Genomic DNA, 17,472 nt, shown 5'->3' on the forward strand with positions numbered 1-17,472 from the left:
TCAGTCGGCGGCCCGCTTGCGGCGTGCCCGAATGGCAGTGGTTCGACTCGGGTCCGCCGGCTGTCCCCACCCAGTTGCTAGCGTCGTACAGGTGTTCGCATTGGGTATCGATCCGGGGCTCTCGCGCTGTGGGTACGGCGCGGTTCGGGCCACCTCCAACGGTCCCCGGGCTGAGGCACTGGGCGTCCTGCGGACCGATCCGACCGCCCCGTTGCCGGTCCGGCTGGCCGACCTTCAGCGAGACCTCCGAGAGCTGATCTCCGAGCTGCGCCCTGACGTGGTCGCTGTCGAGCGGGTGTTCTTTCAGGTGAACGTCAGAACGGCGATGTCGGTGGGTCAGGCCAGCGGCCTGGCTATGGCCGAAGCGGTGGGAGCTGGGTGCGAGGTCGTCCAGTACTCGCCCAACGAGGTGAAGCTGGCCGTCACCGGAGATGGATCGGCCGACAAGGTCCAGGTTCAATCCATGGTCCAACGGCTGCTGCTGCTCAAGTCCCCGCCCCGGCCTGCTGATGCCGCCGATGCCGCGGCGTTGGCGCTATGCCATCTGGCCCGGGCCGGGATGGCTCGGCGGGTCGCCAGCGCCGCGGGCGCCAGGAGCGCCCGGTGATCGGCTCCTTGAGCGGCCGGATGGTGAGCCGATCGATCTCCGGTGAGGTGCTGGTCGAGGTGTCAGGGGTCGGGTACCGGGTTCAGGCCGGTCCCGCCACCTCGGCCCGGCTCGGAGATCTGGGGGCCGATGTGTTCGTGTGGATCCACCACCACATCCGAGAAGACGCGCAGGCCCTTTACGGCTTCGTCTCCGAGTCCGAGCGCAATACCTTCGAGGCTCTTCTCGGAGCGCACGGAGTGGGCCCGGCTCTGGCGTTGGCCATCTTGTCGGTCCACCCTCCGGCCACACTCGCTCGTGTGGTGGCAGAAGAAGACGTGACGGCGCTGTGCCTCGTACCCGGTGTCGGCCGCAAGACCGCAGCCCGGTTGCTGATCGAGTTGAAGAGCCGTCTCGACGACATTCCCGACAACGACGACCGGCCCGCCGGCCACGGTGACGGCGACGCCGAGCGTGACGGCTCGCGCTCGGGTCTGTCCGACGTGCGAGAAGGCCTGGCCGGTCTCGGCTACGGCCCCGAGGAGATCGCGGCCGCAACGGCAGATCTGAGTGGTGCCGATGCCGGTGACCTGCTCCGTCAGGCACTGAAGCGGCTGTCGGGTGGGCGCTGACGTGCGTGACGAACTGCTGGATCCCGAGCCGGTCGAGCCGTCGGAGGCTTCCGACGAAGCCGGCCTACGTCCCCGCACCCTCAGCGATTTCGTGGGACAGGCCGAACTCAAGGAACACCTGTCGATCATCTTGGGCGCGGCCAAGCTCCGCAGTCAGGCCGCCGACCACCTCCTGTTCGCCGGGCCACCCGGCCTGGGCAAAACCACCCTGGCGGGGATCGTCGCCACCGAGATGGAGGTCGGATTCCACGTCACCTCCGGACCGGCTTTGGAACGGGCCGGTGACCTGGCCTCGATCCTGTCCCAACTGGAGGAGGGCGATGTCCTCTTCATCGACGAGATCCACCGGCTGTCCCGAGCCGTCGAAGAGGTCCTCTACCCGGCCATCGAAGACTTCCAGCTCGACATCGTGCTGGGTAAGGGCCCGGCGGCCCGCTCCATCCGCATGGACGTCCCCCGGTTCACCCTGGTGGGAGCCACCACTCGTACCGGTCTGATCACCGGGCCCCTTCGAGACCGGTTCGGACTGGTGGCCCGCCTCGACTACTACGAGCCCGCCGACCTAGTGGCCATCGTGGTGAGAGCAGCCGGAATTCTCGGCGTCCAGATCGAACAAGACGGAGCGGTCGAGATCGCCCGTCGGGCCCGGGGAACGCCCCGGATCGCCAACCGCCTGCTCCGACGAGTTCGGGATTTCGCCGAGGTACGCGGACATGGGCTGGTGAACCGGGAGGCAGCCCGGGCCGGACTCGAACTGTTCGGGGTAGACGAACGCGGCTTGGACAAGGTCGACCGGGCACTGCTGGGGGCTCTGTGCCAGCGGTTCGGGGGCGGTCCGGTGGGGTTGTCGACGTTGGCCATAAGCGTGTCCGAACCAACCGAAACGGTCGAGGACGTGTACGAACCGTTCCTGATCCGTGAAGGCCTACTCATGCGAACGCCGCGTGGTCGGGTCGCTACGGCCGCGGGATGGGCTCACCTGGGCCTGACTGCCCCGGTCGTCAGCGCTGACCAGGCCCCACCTCCGGGTCTGTTCGGTTAGCTGGTCCACCGCGCCGGCCTGGGAAGGGGCAAGGAGGTGAGGCATCCCCCCTACGCTGGCGAAGCTCATGGACACGGCCTCGCTTCACTACGACCTACCCGATGGGGCCATTGCCCAGGTCCCGGCCGAACCCCGTGATTCGGCCCGGCTGTTGGTTGCCGCTGGAGGGCCGATCTTCCACCGCAGCGTGGCCGATCTCCCCGACCTGCTCGAACCAGGTGACCTCCTGGTGGTCAACGACACGCGCGTCATCCCGGCTCGCCTCCACCTGTTCAAACCGAGCGGGGGAGCGGTTGAGGTGTTGCTGTTGCACCGACGAGCCGAAGGAGGGTGGGAGGCACTGGTTCGCCCTGGGCGGCGAGTTGCGCCGGGCACGGTCCTCCACGCGCCAGGTCCACATGGTGGGGCCTCCGTCGGCTCTCCGGTCCTGGAGGTGGGCCCACCCCAGGGAGACGATGGGCGTCGCCTGGTCCGTTTCGAGGGCTCGGATCAGGCCTCGGAGCAGCAGTGGTTGGCCGATCTGGGTGAGGTCCCGCTCCCGCCCTACCTCCACACCCCGTTGACGGACCCTGAGCGATACCAGACGGTGTTCGCCCAACGCCCGGGCTCGGTGGCCGCCCCCACCGCCGGGCTGCACCTGACCGATGACGTGTTGGAGCGATGTGAGGCCCGAGGGGTGAAGCTCCTGCGGGTCGAACTCGTGGTCGGGCTGGGCACGTTCCGGCCCATCACCGTGGACCGGGTCGAAGACCATCCGATGCACATTGAGCGCTATCGAATCCCGCCCGCCACCGTGGTCGCCCTGAGAGATCGGTCCGCTGCCTCGGGGCGAGTGGTAGCGGTCGGGACCACCACGGTAAGGGCACTGGAATCCTTCGCCGCTACGGGCGAGACCGAAGGCGACACCGACCTGTTCATCCATGGGGACTACTCATTCGGGTTGGTCGATCGGTTGATGACCAATTTCCACGTATTCCGTAGTTCGTTCCTCGCCATGGTCGAGGCTTTCGCCGGACCCGGCTGGCGTGATCTCTACGCCGTGGCGCTGGCCGAGGGTATCGGTTCCTCTCCTTCGGTGACGCCATGGTGGTGGACAAGGGGGCATTGCGCGCCGGCGTCGAGATCGAGGAGGCGATGGTGGAGGGCGGATGACGCTGAAGTTGGACCTCGATGCCGTGGACGGCTCGGCCCGCACCGGTGTCATCAGGACGGCCCGGGGGCAGTTGCCCACACCCTTGTTCATGCCCGTCGGCACCCGGGCCGCGGTCAAGACCTTGGACTCCCAGGACCTGGAGGCACTGGGGATCCCACTGATCCTGGGAAACACCTACCACCTGATGTTGAGACCGGGTGCCGAGCTGATTGCGGAGATGGGCGGTCTACATCGCTTCATGGACTGGTCAGGTCACGTCCTCACCGATTCGGGTGGGTACCAGATCTTCTCGCTGTCACCAAAGGTCACCGAGGACGGCGCCATCTTCCGATCCACCTACGACGGATCCTCACACCACCTGACCCCGGAGCGGGCGGTGGAGGTCCAGGCCCTGCTCGGTGCTGACATCCAGATGGTCCTCGACGTCTGCCCGGCGCTGCCGGCACCGACGTCGGTGGTGAGGTCTGCGGTGGATCGCACAGCCCGGTGGGCGGCGAGGGGACGTAGCGCCTTCATCGCCAGCCGGTCCGAACGCGAGGAACGTGGCTTGGCCCAAGTCCAGTTCGGCATCTCCCAGGGGGGAGTGGACCTGGACCTGCGTTCGGAGTCGGCTCGTCGAACCGTCGAGGTCGGGTTCGACGGCTACGCCATCGGTGGGCTCTCGGTCGGCGAGCCGCTGGAGGAGATGCTGCCGGCGTTGGCTGCGGCCATCGAACACCTCCCCGCCGATCAGCCTCGATACTTGATGGGTGTCGGCGATCCGGTGTCGATCGTGGAGGCGGTGGGCCTGGGCGTCGACATGTTCGACTGCGTTCTACCCACCCGACACGCCCGTCACGGCACCGTCCTGACCAGCACCGGCAAGCTCAACATCAAGCGATCGGAGTACGAGTGTGACGAGCGCCCGCTCGATGAGCGCTGCCCGTGCCCGGTGTGTCGACGGTGGTCGAGGTCGTACCTACGTCACCTGCATCGACTGGGAGAACCGACCGCGGCCCGGTTGTTGACCGTTCACAACGTTTCCTGGTTGTCGACGCTGGTGTCGGGCCTGGGCGACGCGGTTCGAGCCGGGCGGTTCCAGGCTGAGCGCCGACGCATCCTCGAGGTGTGGGGTTGATCATGGTGTGTGCGCGCCGGTGATGTAGGACCGGTCAGGTCGAGGTCCTAAGGTTCACCCCGGCCTCATCCACCCTCCACCGAGCGTTCCCGCGTGCCTCAACTGCTGCTTACCATCTTGCTGATCGCCATCGGATGGTTCTTCCTCATCAGACCGCAACAGGCCCGGGTCCGTGAACAACGCCAGATGGTGGCCAACCTCACAGTCGGAGACCAAGTGATCACCGCGGGCGGAATCCACGGACGGATCACCGGTCTCGAAACCGAGACGGTGCTGATCGAGTTGGCTCCGGGCGTGGAGGTGACCCTGGCCCGGGCCGCGGTAGTCCGCCTCCTGACCAACCCGGCAGCAGATGGTGCCAGTGGTGAGGCTCGGTCCGACCAACGTTCCGAAGGTATTCCGATGGTCAACTCAGACAACAAGAACGAGCCCGACGAGGGCATGGAGCGGGGAGTGCACTCGTGAAGCGGAGACAGTTGCTGGTTCCTCTCATCGCCATGCTGGTGGTGTCGTTCGGAGGCTTGGCTCTGGCCAAGGCCACCTCGACCAGCCCGGTGTTGGGGCTCGACCTTCAGGGTGGGTTCTCGGTTGTGTTGCAGGCCAAGGAGGTGAACGGTCGACTTCCCTCTGAGGAATCGGTCGACAAGGCCATGGAAATCATCCGCCAGCGAGTGGACGGTCTCGGCGTGGCCGAGCCCGACATCAGTCGCCAAGGTCGAACCGTGGTCATCCAGCTTCCCGGCGTCAAGAACCGCGCCCAGGCCGAATCGCTGGTCGGTTGCACCGCCCGCCTCGAGTTCAGGCCCGTTCTCAGCCGGGCCATCAATCCGAACTCACCGGGACTGAGCCCGGCCACGTCAGGCTCGACCGCCCCGGCAGACCCAACGACGACCACGTCAACAGGTGCCGGCACCACGGCGGTTCCCGGCGAGTCGACCACCACCGCGGTCGGTGCATCCACGACCGCGACCACGGCGGCAGAGACCTCTGAGCCGGAGACCGAAGGTGGCTCCAGCGAGACCGGAATGGCCGAGTTCGAAGGTGGGGCCGTGGGGCTTGCACCCGGAGAGGGCGCTCTCCCGGTGCAGTTCGCGCCTACGACTACGACCCCGCCGACCACCACCGAGATCCCCACCACCACGGCACCCACCACCACGGCGCCCTCCACGACGGTGCCAGCGACCACGGCGTCGACTGCCACAACGGTGGTCGACGGTTCATCGACCACGACCACCACCGCTGCGGGCGCAGGTTCGTCTGGTAGCGGCAGCTCGGCGGCGTGCGGCTCCTCGGGGGTCACGGTCGACCCGCCGATCGACAGCACCGGCCTTCCCGAAGGGGCGGTGAACCTGCTGTCCGAAGACGGAAGCATCATCTACACGTTGGGCCCCGTGGCCATGGAGGGAGACTCCCTTTCCAAGGCCGATGCCGTGCTCACCAACGGCGAGTGGCAGGTTGTCACCGCGGTCAAGCGCAGCCAGGTGAAGAAGGCCAACGAGGCCTTCAACGCCTGCTACGAGGGTGCCGAGACCTGCCCGGCGGTGGGTGGGACGAATGGGTCCATTGCCATCGTTCTCGACGGCGTTGTCCTATCGGCCCCCGCCGTCTAAGGCCCAGACCTGGCCTCAAACGACAGCTTCCAGATATCAGGTGACTTCACCGAAGGAGAAGCCAAGGACCTCGCCCTCGTCCTTCGCTATGGCTCGCTCCCCGTCGAGTTCGAACAGGCTGCCCTCCGCCAGGTGTCGGCCACCCTCGGCAGTGACTCGCTTCGAGCTGGCCTGCTCGCCGGCGCCATCGGCATCGCCGCGCTCTGCCTGTACATGATCCTCTACTACCGGGGCTTCGGGTTGGTCGTGGTGGTGAGCCTGCTGGTGTGGATGGCGCTGATGTACGGCGTGGTGTGCCTCCTGTCCGAAAGCCAGGGGCTGGCGCTTTCTCTGGCCGGAATAACCGGGATCATCGTGTCGGTGGGAACCACCGTCGACACCTATGTGGTGGTCTTCGAGCGGGTCAAGGACGAGGTTCGAAAGGGTCGCAGCATCAGGCGGGCCACCGAGGTCGGCTACCACCACGGCATCCGCACCGTGCTGACGGCCAACGGTGCTGCATTCATCGGTGCGTTCCTGCTGTGGTACCTCACCGTTGGGCCAGTGCGAGGTTTCGCCTACTTCCTGGGGATTTCGGTGATCGTCGACCTGACGGTGGCCATCTTCTTCACCAGGCCTCTCATCTTGTTGATGTCTCGGTCGCCACGGTTCGCCAACTCCCGACTGTTCGGGCTCGGGGCCGCCACGGACCGGGCCACTTCCTCGCCCAAGGCGGTCACGGCATGAGTACATCGGAGAAGAAGATCAGCGAACCCACCGGTGGCGCGGCAGAAACCTCCAGCATCTGGTCCCGGCTCTACAACGGTGAGACCGACTTCGACATCGTCGGTCGGTGGAAGGTCTGGTTCGTTGGTTCAGGCCTGGCCATCGCCATCGGCTTGGTGTCGGTGGTCGGCAGCGGCCTCAACCTGGGTATCGACTTCACCGGCGGAACGGTGTGGGAGGTGGCGGCCGGCAAGGCCGACGTGGCCGAGGTATCGGCCGCCCTCACCGACCTCGGTTACCAGGATGCCCAGGTCCAAGAGGTCACCCAGAACAGCGACGGCAACTCCAAGAGCTTCCTGCGAGTCGAAGCCGCGTCCGAGGTCGACCCAGCCCCTGCCACCGACAAGGCGCTGGCCAAAGCTCGCTCCGGACTCGACGGGCTGATCGACGATGCTCCCGCCGCGGTGGTGGGAGGCCTTCGAGGAGTACGAGATGACCTGTCGGGGGTGACCGGTCCGTTCGCCAAACCCGTTCCCGATCCGCTGGTTGCCCTTCAGGCCGAAATCGACGCGCTGCCGGGCAAGGTCGAGGATGCCAAGGACCAGGCGGCCAAGGTCGCGGCATACCGGGCGTCGATCAACAAGATGACCAGTGAGGTCGAGGACCTCGTGGATCTCGAAGCCGCCGAGCGGGCCCGTCTCAGCCAAGACGTCACCGACGTCCTGACCCGGCTGACCGGCACCCCCGAGGCCGAGGTCACCATCGACACGGTGGGACCGTCCTGGGGACAACAGATCTCCGACAAGGCACAGAGTGCGTTGGTGGTGTTCCTGGCCGCCATCACCATCTTCATCACCATCCGATTCGAGCTGCAGATGGCCATCGCCACCGTTGTGGCCCTGTTCCACGATCTCATCGTGGTGGTGGGTCTGTACTCGTTGTTCAACTTCCCGGTCACCCCGGCCACGGTCATCGCCCTGTTGACCATGCTCGGCTTCTCCATCTACGACGGCATCGTGGTGTTCGACCGAGTCGACGAGAACACCGGTCTGGCCTCGGGAACCAAGCCGAAGATGACCTACAGCGAGATGGCCAACCTCTCCCTCAACCAGGTGTTGATGCGGTCGTTGAACACATCGATCACCACGCTCCTGCCGATCGTGTCGGTTCTGCTGGTGGGCTCGGTGGCGCTGGGCGCGTCCACCCTGGAGGAGTACGGGATCGCACTGTTCTTGGGTCTGCTGTCCGGCGCCTACTCGTCCCTGTTCATCGCAACCCCGTTGTTGGCCTTACTCAAGGAACGTGAGCCCCGGTTCCGAGAGGGTCGTGAGACAGTCTTGGCTCGCCGCTCCGGTGCCACCGATGGTCCCGCGGATTTGGCCGACAACCCGGTGGCGCCAGGTTCGGCACCCCGACCCCGAAAGAAGAGCTCCCGATGACCGAGCAGAGTCCCAGTTCCGTTTCGTCGGAGACCGTTGCCGGTTCGGGGATCGACCTGTCAGGTGTGCTCGGGGATCTGATCCGTGACGTGCCCGACTTCCCCCGCGCTGGGGTGATGTTCAAGGACATCACCCCCATGCTGGCCTCGGGCGGAGCCTTCGCCGCGTGTATCGAGGCACTGTCCGCCGCGTTCGCGGATCATCCGGTCGACAAGGTGATCGGGGTGGAGGCCCGAGGCTTCATCCTGGCTGCACCGGTTGCGCTGCGGTTGGGCGTGGGGTTCGTGCCCGTTCGCAAGCCTGGGAAGCTGCCATGGGAGACCGAGACCCAGGAGTACTCCCTGGAGTACGGAACCGACCACCTGCAGATCCACCGAGACGCCATCCGGCCCGGCGAGCGGGTTCTGATCGTGGACGACGTGTTGGCCACCGGTGGAACGGCCACAGCCGCGGCGCGGCTGGTCGAGGGGGTCGGTGGTGAGCTGATCGGGTTCGGGTTCCTGATGGAACTGGCGTTCTTGGCCGGCCGCGACGGAATCGGCTCGTACCCGATCCACACCCTGCTGACCTACGGCTGACGAGGCCGGCGCTTCTCGCTGGGCAGGCAGCACCCGCGGGCTGCCCGACGATCCCTAGGCTGGTGGCATGTCGACCGTGAGCCGGGTTCTGCCGTGGCGACTGTCCAGCGCGCCGGCATCGGTGGAGTTGGCTCCGCTGTTGGCGTCGTTTCGGAGTCATCAGCCCAAGTCGACCACTGCCCTCATAACCCAGGCCTACGACCTGGCCGCCAGTGCCCACTCGGGCCAGGTCCGCCGCACCGGGGAGCCATACATCCAACACCCGTTGTCGGTGGCGCAGATCGTGGCCGACATGGGGTTGGACGACGTCACCATCGCCGCCGCCCTTCTGCACGACTCGGTCGAGGACACCGGTGTCGGTCTCGAGGAGCTGAGCCGCCGCTTCGGTCCAGATGTGGCCGGCATCGTCGACGGTGTCACCAAGCTCGACCGGGTCCAGTTCGATTCGAAGCAGGCCCAGCAGGCCGCGTCCATGCGAAAGATGCTGGTGGCCATGGCTCAGGACCTGAGGGTCCTGATGATCAAGCTGGCCGACCGTCTGCACAACATGCGAACCCTCGGTGCGATGTCGCCTGAGGCGCAGACCCGTATCGCCAGAGAGACCCTCGACGTTTACGCCCCGCTCGCGCACCGGCTCGGCATGCAGGATCTCAAACAACAACTCGAAGACCTGAGCTTCGCGACGCTTCACCCCAAGCAGTACGCCGAGATCGACCACATGGTGTCGACCCGGGCGCCGGAGCGAGAGCTGTACCTGGCCCAGGTGCTCGAACAGGTCCGCCAACGCCTCGACGAGTTGGGCGTAGACGCCGATGTGAGCGGTCGGCCGAAGCACCTGTGGAGCATCTACGAGAAGATGGTGGTCAAGGGTCGCCAGTTCGACGACATCTACGATTTGGTCGGTATCCGGGTCCTGGTCGAATCGGTGCGTGACTGCTACGCCGCTCTGGGTTCGATCCACGCCACGTGGCGTCCGGTGCAAGGGCGGTTCAAGGACTACGTGGCCATGCCCAAGTTCAACCTCTACCAGTCCCTGCACACCACCGTCGTCGGACCGCAGGGGAAACCGCTGGAGGTACAGCTCCGAACCCGAGAGATGCACCAGCGCGCCGAGTTCGGGGTGGCGGCCCATTTCGCGTACAAGATCGGTTCGCCCACCGACGAGCTGGCCTGGCTCAACCGGATAGTCGACTGGCAGCAGGAGACATCTGATCCCGCCCAGTTCATGGAGACGTTGAAGGTAGATCTCGAACAGGACGAGGTCTATGTGTTCACCCCTAAGGGTCGGGTCGTCACCATGGCCAAGGGGGCCACGCCAATCGACTTCGCCTACGCCGTCCACACCGAGGTAGGCCACTCCTGCGTCGGGGCCCGGGTCAACGGCCGTCTGGTCGCCTTGAGCCATCAACTCACCTCGGGTGACACGTGTGAGATATTCACCTCCAAGGTGGAGGGCACCGGGCCCAGTCGAGACTGGTTGCAGATCGTCAACACTCCGCGAGCGGCCAACAAGATCCGCCAGTGGTTCTCGCGGGAACGGCGCGAGGACGCCCGCGAGTCTGGGCGGGAGGACCTGCAAAAGCAGCTCCGACGGGAGGGGTTGCCCACTCAGAAGCTGCCTCCGTCGGTCCTGGCCGAGGTGGCCAGCGGCCTCAACTACCTCGACGTCGATGCCCTGTACACGGCCATCGGCGAACACCACGTCTCGGCTCAGTCCGTCGTCGCCCGGATCAGCAAGGCGTTGCGCACCGGGGATGGTCGGGAGGAACAGCTGCCCACCACGGTGCAACGTCGGCGTAGCACCCAGATCACCCGCCCGGGCGCAGGTGTCCATGTCGAGGGACTCAGACGACGTGATGGTGCGCCTGTCGCGGTGCTGCACGCCAGTTCCCGGAGACGAGATAATCGGGTTCGTCACCCGCGGGCGTGGCGTGTCGGTGCACAGGGCCGACTGTGCCAACGCCGGTTCGTTGCGATCTGGGCAGCGGGACCGGCTGATCGAAGTCGAGTGGGACGAGGATTTCTCCGGGGGCACGTTCGTGGCCTCGATCGAGGTCCGGGCGATCGATCGGCCCCGCCTGTTGCGAGATGTGTCCAGTGCGCTGGCCGACAACCACGTGAACATCCTCACCTGCACCATGAATGCAGGCGGGGATCGGGTGGCATCGATGCGCTTCGACGTGGAGCTTGGCGATCCGTCGCACCTGGGTCTCGTGCTCGGCGCCATCCGGGGGATCGAGGGCGTGTACGAGACCTATCGGGTGTTACCGGGATCGGCACCCGGCTCCTGATCCGGTACCGTGCCCGCGGTGGTAGCCGCCGTCGATGACCTGATCGCCCCGGACTCACCGGACTGGTTCCGCCGGGCCCTGCATACGCCGTTCTTCGATGAACACGTCGAGGTGGATGGGACGCCCATCCACTACCTGGCCTGGGGTGAACCGGGGCGTCGCGGGATCGTGTTCGTGCATGGTGGCGGCGCCCATGCCCACTGGTGGACCCACGTGGCCGCCCATTACTCGCGGCAGTACCGGGTAGCGGCGATCGACCTGTCCGGACATGGGGACAGCGGCTGGCGCCAGAAGTACAGCCTCGAACAGTGGTCGGCTGAGGTCATGTCGGTGGCTGCCGACGCCGGTATGCAAGGTCCGCCGGTGCTGATCGGCCACTCGATGGGTGGGTTCGTCACCATCACCACCGCGGCGCTCCACTCCGACGCGTTGGCCGGGGTAATAGTGGTCGACTCGCCGGTGGCCGCCATCGATCCCGAGATCGGCGCGTCACGGGCTGGTCAGGCGTTCGGCCAACCGAAGGTGTACCCGACCGCCGCCGACGCGCTGGGACGGTTTCGAACGGTTCCGTCCCAGGCCCACTACCTGGATTACGTGATGCACCACGTTGCTCGGCGCTCGCTGCGGGCGGTGGACGGTGGTTTCAGCTGGAAGTTCGACCACAACCTGTTCAACGCATTCTCGGGCAGCATCCGGTCGGTGGCCCTGCCCTATCTGCCCGAGGTGCGATGTCGGTTCGCGTTGTTGCGGGCCGAGTTCGGCCTGGTCACGCCAGACATCGGGGACTCCATGTACGAGATGCTCGGTCGCAACGCTCCGGTGGTGGAGATCCCCGAAGCCGGCCACCACCCGATGTTGGACGAACCGTTGGTGTTGACCACGGCCGTCCGGACGCTCCTAGCCGACTGGGACCACTCCGAGCCGCACCGTCGCTGACGGCACCGACCCCGAGGCATTGCGTTTCGGGGGCCGATCGGTGGGCCGGTAGCGTTGTGCACTCATGGCCAGAGCCAAGTTCCAGGCCCCCAAGGGCACCCAGGACATCCTCCCCCCGGTGTCGGCTCGGTGGGAAGCGTTGTTGGCCACCTACGCCGCCGTCGTGGAACGGGCTGGCTACGGGCTGGTCCAGTCCCCCATGTTCGAAGAGATCGGCGTGTTCCAGCGCGAGTCCGAAGGGGCCGACGCCGTTCGCAAGGAGATGTACGACTTCGACGACAAGGGTGGCCGTCGTATCGCTCTACGGCCAGAAGGCACGGCATCGGTGGTGCGGGCCTTCGTCCAGCACCAGCCGGTGCTGCCTTGGAAGGTCTGGTACGCCACCCCAGCCTTCCGCTACGAGAACGTCCAGGCCGGCCGCTATCGCCAGCACCACCAGGTGGGTCTCGAGCTCCTCGGTTCGGCTGACCCCGACGCCGATGTGGAGGTGATCTCCCTGGGGGCGGAGTTCTTGGCCGCCCTCGGTCTGCGCCAGGTGGTACTCCAGCTCAACACCATGGGGACGGTCGGGGACCGGGTGCGCTACGTCGAAGCGCTTCGGGTCTGGTTGGCCGACAGGATCGGTGACCTAGCCGAGGAGGACCGGGACAAGGCCGTACAGCACCCAATGAGGGCCCTGGATTCCAAACGACGCCAGACCCGCGAGGCCACCGCTGACGCCCCGGTCATCGCTGATTACCTGTCGCCCGAGAGCCAGGCTCGCTTCAACAGGGTGACCGACGGGCTCGATGCCTTGGGGATCAGCTACTCGCTGGCCCCACGGTTGGTGCGCGGTTTTGACTATTACACCCACACCACCTTCGAGTTCGTGCCCACCACCGTCGACAACGCCCAGGCCACGATCCTGGGTGGAGGTCGCTACGACGGCTTGGTCGAGGAGCTGGGCGGTCAACCGACCCCCGGAATCGGTTTCGGGTCCGGGATAGAGCGCCTGCTCATCGCCTGCGATGCAGAGTCGGTGTTCCCGGCACCCACGTCGCGGATCGACGTCTTCGTCGTGGATGTCACCGGTGGGGACCAGGCTCGAGACATCACCGCCATGTTGAGGTCTCAGTCGATCCGCTGCGATCGGGCCTTCGACGGTCGGGCTATGCGAGCCCAGATGAAGGCGGCGGACCGCTCGGGGGCAGCGCTGGCCGTGATCGTCGGAGACCAAGAAGTGGCGGACGAGGTGGTGACGGTACGTCCCCTGCGCAATGACTTCGGCGGCGACCAGCTCACCGTCCCCAGAGCCGAACTCGTGGACCGAATCGCTTCCTTGCTGGGATCGGGGCCGGTGGCGGTGTCGCCGCGTCCCTCTGCTGCGGGCGAAGATCAACATCCGGGAGACGATGGTGTCGTCTCCACTGACCTCACCGAGGAGCGACAGTGACCCAGGCAGCCGGGCTACGTACCCACTACAACGGCGAGCTTCGCGTCGACCACGTCGGCGAGCAGGTGAGCGTCGTCGGCTGGGTGGCCAAGCGGCGTGAACACGGCGAACACCTCGCCTTCGTGGATCTGCGCGATCACACCGGTGTGGTTCAGTGCGTGGTACCCGGATCTGTGGACGTGCGTAGCGAGTTCGTCATCCGGGTCACCGGGACGGTTCGCCATCGCCTCGAGGGAACGGTCAACGCCAAGCTCGCCACCGGCGAGATCGAACTCCAGGATTGCGAGGTGGAGGTGCTGGCCGTGGCCGAGCCGCCTCCGTTCCCGTTGGACAGCCGCGCCGATGATGTCGACGAGATGGTCCGCCTGAGGTACCGCTACCTCGATCTGCGTCGGGAGCGTATGCAGCGCAACCTTCGGGTCCGGGCCCGTGTCAACTCGGCCATCAGGCGGGCCATGGAGGATCAGGGATTCATCGAGGTCGAGACCCCGATGCTCATGCCCTCCACCCCCGAAGGGGCGCGCGAATTCCTGGTGCCGAGTCGTCAGCGGCCCGGCGAGTTCTACGCCTTGCCCCAGAGCCCGCAGCTCTACAAGCAGCTCCTGATGGTCGGTGGCACCGACCGGTACTTCCAGATCGCTCGTTGCCTGAGAGATGAGGATCTTCGGGCCGACCGTCAATACGAGTTCATGCAGCTCGATGCCGAGGCCAGCTTCGTCACCCAAGACGACGTCCTGGCCTTCATCTCCGAGGCGGTCATGGCAGCCGCCGAGGCGGTGACGGGAGAGCGGCCCCCCGAAATCGAGCAGATCACATGGCGCGATGCCATGGACCGCTACGGGATCGACAAACCCGACCTGCGCTTCGGCATGGAGTTGGTGGAGCTGACCCCGATCTTCTCCGCTACCGACTTCAACGCGTTCAAGGCTCCATGCATCAAGGGCATTCGAGTTCCCGGTGCCGCCGAGGCCTATGGGCGCAACAAGCTCGACGCCCTGACCGAACGGGCCAAGGGGCTGGGAGCCAAGGGCCTGGTGTGGATGAAGGTCGATGCCGACGCCACGCTGAACTCGCCGGTGGCCAAGTTCTTGTCCGACGACGAGAAGTCATCACTGGTGGCGGCCTTTGGGGCCGAGACCGGTGACCTCTTGCTCATCGTGGCCGATGAATGGCACCAGACCTGTGAGGTCCTGGGCACCCTGCGAAACGACTTGGGTAGACCACCGGTTCACGAAGGTCCCTATCGCTACGTGTGGGTCGTCGACTTCCCGATGTTCGTCGGCAAGGACGAGGCCGGGAACCCCAAGCCCGGTCATCACCCCTTCACCCATCCTCATCCCGAAGACATGGACAAGTTGGAGTCCGATCCCATGTCGGTACGGTCACTGGCATATGACCTGGTGCTCAACGGATGGGAGCTGGGCTCGGGATCGATCCGTATCCACGAACCCGACCTCCAGGGCCGGATCTTCCGGTTGCTCGGGATCTCCGAGGAGGAGGCCGATCGTCGCTTCGGGTTCTTTCTCACGCCGTTCCGCTACGGCGCGCCGCCCCACGGTGGTTTCGCGTTCGGGATAGACCGGCTCACCGCCATTCTGGCGGGGGAGGAGAACATCCGCGAGGTCATCGCCTTCCCCAAACCCCAGTCGGGTACAGATCCCATGACCGGTGCCCCCACCGCGGTCGAGCCATCGCAGTTGGGAGACCTGGGACTCCGGCTCCTGCCCCGCACCACCTGACCTGGATCCGCCCAAAGGCAAGAGCCCCGATCTGGTCAACCTGGTCGCGACGACCGGACCTATCCGCTAGGACCCTAAGCGCTGGGACCCGTTGGGGCCGCGGAGGCTCGAAACCAGAACGGTAGGGTTGTCCGGTGCGTTTGAGGCTCGGTCGTCGTGGTGCGGTGGAGGACCTTTCGGTCCCGCGCGCCGGTGACCGCTTCGGTTCCTACTACGACCCTGAAGGGTTCGGACGCTTCAGCGAGCGCATCGCCCACACGATAGGAACGGCCAAGTTCCTGGTCATCCAGACCGTCTTCGTGGTGTGGTGGGTGCTGTGGAACATCCTGGCCCCAGAGGGTTGGCGGATCGATGCTTTCCCGTTCATCCTGTTGAACCTGGCCTTCTCGACCCAGGCCGCCTATGCCGCGCCGCTCATCCTGCTGGCTGAGACCCGCCAGGCCGACCGGGACCGGGCCGAGGCCTCCGAGGACCGTCGGCGCGCCGCCGAGGTGAAAGCAGACCTCGACTACCTGGCGCGGGAGCTGGCCAGCCTGCGCATCCGGGTGGCTGACTCGGCCGACATCGCTCGCATCGAATCCAAACTCGACCGGTTGCTGACCTCGATGGACGAAGCGGACTGAAGTTGCAGCGTTGGTCAGTAGACCCAATCAGTGGCCATGAGGCTGGGTTGGGGATCGATGCCGATCCGTTCGAAGTATCCGGCATCTAGGGCCTGCTCGAACGGGTGCTTCTCATAGCCCGGTGGGTTCATCCGGCCTGAGCGCTCGGTGTCGGCGCCGGTGACAGCGGCGCCCGCGCCGCACTCTGGCGATGGAGGATCCAACGCCACGTCTAGGTCGAAGCCCACGTCGATCGTCGGGGTGTCGACAAGGGCCAGGCCGACGTTGTTGGCCCACTGGTCACGGGTGGTGAGCCACCAGTTCGCCCCGTTGGTGTGTATTCCGACCGGTGGAGCGCCGAGGAAACGCCACTCCAAGAACCGCAGCACGGAGGTGTGGTCGTAGTTGGTGTGATCCACTGCGCCAACCCGGCTGTAGGGGCTGGCGACCACGGTTGGAACCCGGAAGCCGAGTTGGGCGAAGTTGTCGGCGTCGTTGGCGCTGTAGCGGTCATCGAAACCGGTGGGAGGGGCGACGTGGTCGAAGAATCCACCCCATTCGTCGTAGGTGAGGATGAACACGCCACTACCCCAATGTGGTGACCGGGCGAAGGCGGCGAACACGTCGCGTTGGAAGGCTTCGCCAGCGCGTATGTCGGCATGGGGATGGTTGTCGGTGCGCGACCCGCTGTTGAATCCGGGGTCGATGAAGGTGACTTGGGGGAGGGTGCCCTGTTCGCAGTGGGTGAAGTAGTCGTCGATCGGGCGGTTGTAGGAGTTCATCCGGGTGCCGAAAAGGGCCGTTACCGGTAGGTCGACGTAGTAGTAGCCGGCCGACACCCCAGCGGCGGTGAGCTTCTCCCAGATCGTCGGCCAGCCGTAGCCGCCCTCGTTGATGGGCAGATAGTTGGTCTTGTAGCCGCCGGACTGGGCCGAGTGCAGGTACAGCCGGTTTGGGTAGGTGGGTCCGAGGATCGAGGCGTGCCAGCGGTCGCACACCGTGAACCGTCGGGCTAGGAGGCTGGAGAACGGGAGGTCGTCAGCCAGGTAGTACCCGGTGGCGAACTGGTCGTTGCCCGAGCCGGTGGCCAAGAAGCCCGAGTCCCGTTGGCGGCGACCGGCATTCCATCCGTGTCCCGGATCGGGGTGGTCGCATCCTCGCCACGGGTTGCCACCAGCCAGGAAGTCGAGCATGTGGGCGGTGGGGACCGAGTTGCCGGTGGGGTCCAGATAGGTCTGGTGCGGGTTGGCATCCACCGCGGTCCCGTCCCCATAGAGCCGAGACGCGTTCTCGAGCCAGGCCTGGTCTGAGCCCAGCCAGCCCAGCCAATGGTCGAAGGAGCGGTTCTCCATCATGAGGACCACGACGTGGCTGATGGGGCTGGAGGAGGCCGGGAGGTTGAGGATGGAGCCAGGTGGCGGATTGCAGGCGGTGAGGCCACCGGTCAGGGCAGCACCGCCGAGCGCTCCAGCTCCGATCAGGAACGATCTTCTGTCCACTTGGTTCGGCACCCCCTGTGCTTGGGCGAGAGGACTCGACCCGGGACAGGGCTCGGCGGATCCGACCCCGCCATGCCATAGCGTAGTCATGCAACCACGTTTCGAGGCGGC

At 66.0% G+C, this 17,472-nt stretch carries 14 protein-coding genes and 2 pseudogenes; 15 read left to right on the top strand and 1 reads right to left on the bottom strand.

Annotated features, from left to right (window positions below; all coding sequences use genetic code 11):
- The first annotated feature begins 91 nt into the window (after window positions 1-91).
- From ruvC to IPG97_09625, 15 genes and pseudogenes are all read left to right on the top strand, one after another.
- The gene (ruvC, locus tag IPG97_09555; protein ID MBK6856771.1) at window positions 92-607 is read left to right on the top strand and encodes a crossover junction endodeoxyribonuclease RuvC; all 516 of its coding nucleotides are present in this window, start codon (window positions 92-94) and stop codon (window positions 605-607) included.
- Window positions 604-1,218: a Holliday junction branch migration protein RuvA gene (gene ruvA / locus IPG97_09560; GenBank protein MBK6856772.1), complete on the top strand. Its 615-nt coding sequence runs from the start codon at window positions 604-606 to the stop codon at window positions 1,216-1,218. Before ruvC ends, ruvA begins: the two co-directional genes overlap by 4 nt.
- Window positions 1,208-2,260: a Holliday junction branch migration DNA helicase RuvB gene (ruvB, locus tag IPG97_09565; protein MBK6856773.1), complete on the top strand. Its 1,053-nt coding sequence runs from the start codon at window positions 1,208-1,210 to the stop codon at window positions 2,258-2,260. The genes ruvA and ruvB overlap by 11 nt, the downstream gene beginning before the upstream one ends.
- 67 nt (window positions 2,261-2,327) lie before the next feature.
- Window positions 2,328-3,412 (top strand): annotated as a pseudogene (queA, locus tag IPG97_09570) (tRNA preQ1(34) S-adenosylmethionine ribosyltransferase-isomerase QueA).
- On the top strand, window positions 3,409-4,530 hold the full coding sequence (tgt, locus tag IPG97_09575; protein ID MBK6856774.1) for a tRNA guanosine(34) transglycosylase Tgt: 1,122 nt from the start codon (window positions 3,409-3,411) through the stop codon (window positions 4,528-4,530). The pseudogene queA and the gene tgt overlap by 4 nt, the downstream one beginning before the upstream one ends.
- A gap of 93 nt (window positions 4,531-4,623) precedes the next feature.
- On the top strand, window positions 4,624-4,995 hold the full coding sequence (gene yajC, locus IPG97_09580; GenBank protein ID MBK6856775.1) for a preprotein translocase subunit YajC: 372 nt from the start codon (window positions 4,624-4,626) through the stop codon (window positions 4,993-4,995).
- Window positions 4,992-6,140, top strand: a complete 1,149-nt coding sequence (locus tag IPG97_09585; GenBank protein MBK6856776.1) for a hypothetical protein — start codon at window positions 4,992-4,994, stop codon at window positions 6,138-6,140. The genes yajC and IPG97_09585 overlap by 4 nt, the downstream gene beginning before the upstream one ends.
- Before the next feature lie 9 nt (window positions 6,141-6,149).
- On the top strand, window positions 6,150-6,866 hold the full coding sequence (locus IPG97_09590) for a SecD/SecF family protein translocase subunit (GenBank protein MBK6856777.1): 717 nt from the start codon (window positions 6,150-6,152) through the stop codon (window positions 6,864-6,866).
- Window positions 6,863-8,284, top strand: coding sequence for a protein translocase subunit SecF (gene secF, locus IPG97_09595; protein MBK6856778.1), 1,422 nt, complete (start codon window positions 6,863-6,865; stop codon window positions 8,282-8,284). The genes IPG97_09590 and secF overlap by 4 nt, the downstream gene beginning before the upstream one ends.
- A complete protein-coding gene (locus IPG97_09600) occupies window positions 8,281-8,862 on the top strand; it encodes an adenine phosphoribosyltransferase (protein ID MBK6856779.1) in 582 nt (193 codons plus the stop codon). The genes secF and IPG97_09600 overlap by 4 nt, the downstream gene beginning before the upstream one ends.
- A gap of 67 nt (window positions 8,863-8,929) precedes the next feature.
- A pseudogene (locus IPG97_09605) lies at window positions 8,930-11,153 on the top strand (bifunctional (p)ppGpp synthetase/guanosine-3',5'-bis(diphosphate) 3'-pyrophosphohydrolase).
- A gap of 42 nt (window positions 11,154-11,195) precedes the next feature.
- Complete coding sequence (locus IPG97_09610) at window positions 11,196-12,089, top strand: alpha/beta hydrolase (protein MBK6856780.1); 894 nt, start codon at window positions 11,196-11,198, stop codon at window positions 12,087-12,089.
- Window positions 12,090-12,153: 64 nt separating this feature from the next.
- Window positions 12,154-13,521 carry a histidine--tRNA ligase gene (locus tag IPG97_09615; protein MBK6856781.1) on the top strand — a complete coding sequence of 456 codons (1,368 nt, stop codon included), beginning with the start codon at window positions 12,154-12,156 and terminating at the stop codon, window positions 13,519-13,521.
- A complete protein-coding gene (gene aspS, locus IPG97_09620; protein ID MBK6856782.1) occupies window positions 13,518-15,260 on the top strand; it encodes an aspartate--tRNA ligase in 1,743 nt (580 codons plus the stop codon). Before IPG97_09615 ends, aspS begins: the two co-directional genes overlap by 4 nt.
- A 164-nt stretch (window positions 15,261-15,424) precedes the next feature.
- Complete coding sequence (locus IPG97_09625) at window positions 15,425-15,883, top strand: DUF1003 domain-containing protein (GenBank protein MBK6856783.1); 459 nt, start codon at window positions 15,425-15,427, stop codon at window positions 15,881-15,883.
- Window positions 15,884-15,897: 14 nt separating this feature from the next.
- On the opposite strand, the gene IPG97_09630 is transcribed toward IPG97_09625, so the two are convergent.
- Window positions 15,898-17,373 (bottom strand): phospholipase, encoded by a 1,476-nt coding sequence (locus IPG97_09630; protein MBK6856784.1) that lies wholly within the window; start codon window positions 17,371-17,373, stop codon window positions 15,898-15,900.
- Window positions 17,374-17,472: the final 99 nt, after the last annotated feature.

This window comes from Microthrixaceae bacterium, assembly GCA_016702505.1.
In the GTDB taxonomy this organism is placed as follows: domain Bacteria; phylum Actinomycetota; class Acidimicrobiia; order Acidimicrobiales; family Iamiaceae; genus Aquihabitans.

What these genes read in the sequence shown, in the direction of transcription:
- tgt (MBK6856774.1), top strand. Translation starts at nt 3,409, where the DNA reads ATGACGCTGAAGTTGGACCTCGATGCCGTGGACGGCTCGGCCCGCACC.
- secF (MBK6856778.1), top strand. Translation starts at nt 6,863, where the DNA reads ATGAGTACATCGGAGAAGAAGATCAGCGAACCCACCGGTGGCGCGGCA.
- IPG97_09600 (MBK6856779.1), top strand. Translation starts at nt 8,281, where the DNA reads ATGACCGAGCAGAGTCCCAGTTCCGTTTCGTCGGAGACCGTTGCCGGT.
- IPG97_09615 (MBK6856781.1), top strand. Translation starts at nt 12,154, where the DNA reads ATGGCCAGAGCCAAGTTCCAGGCCCCCAAGGGCACCCAGGACATCCTC.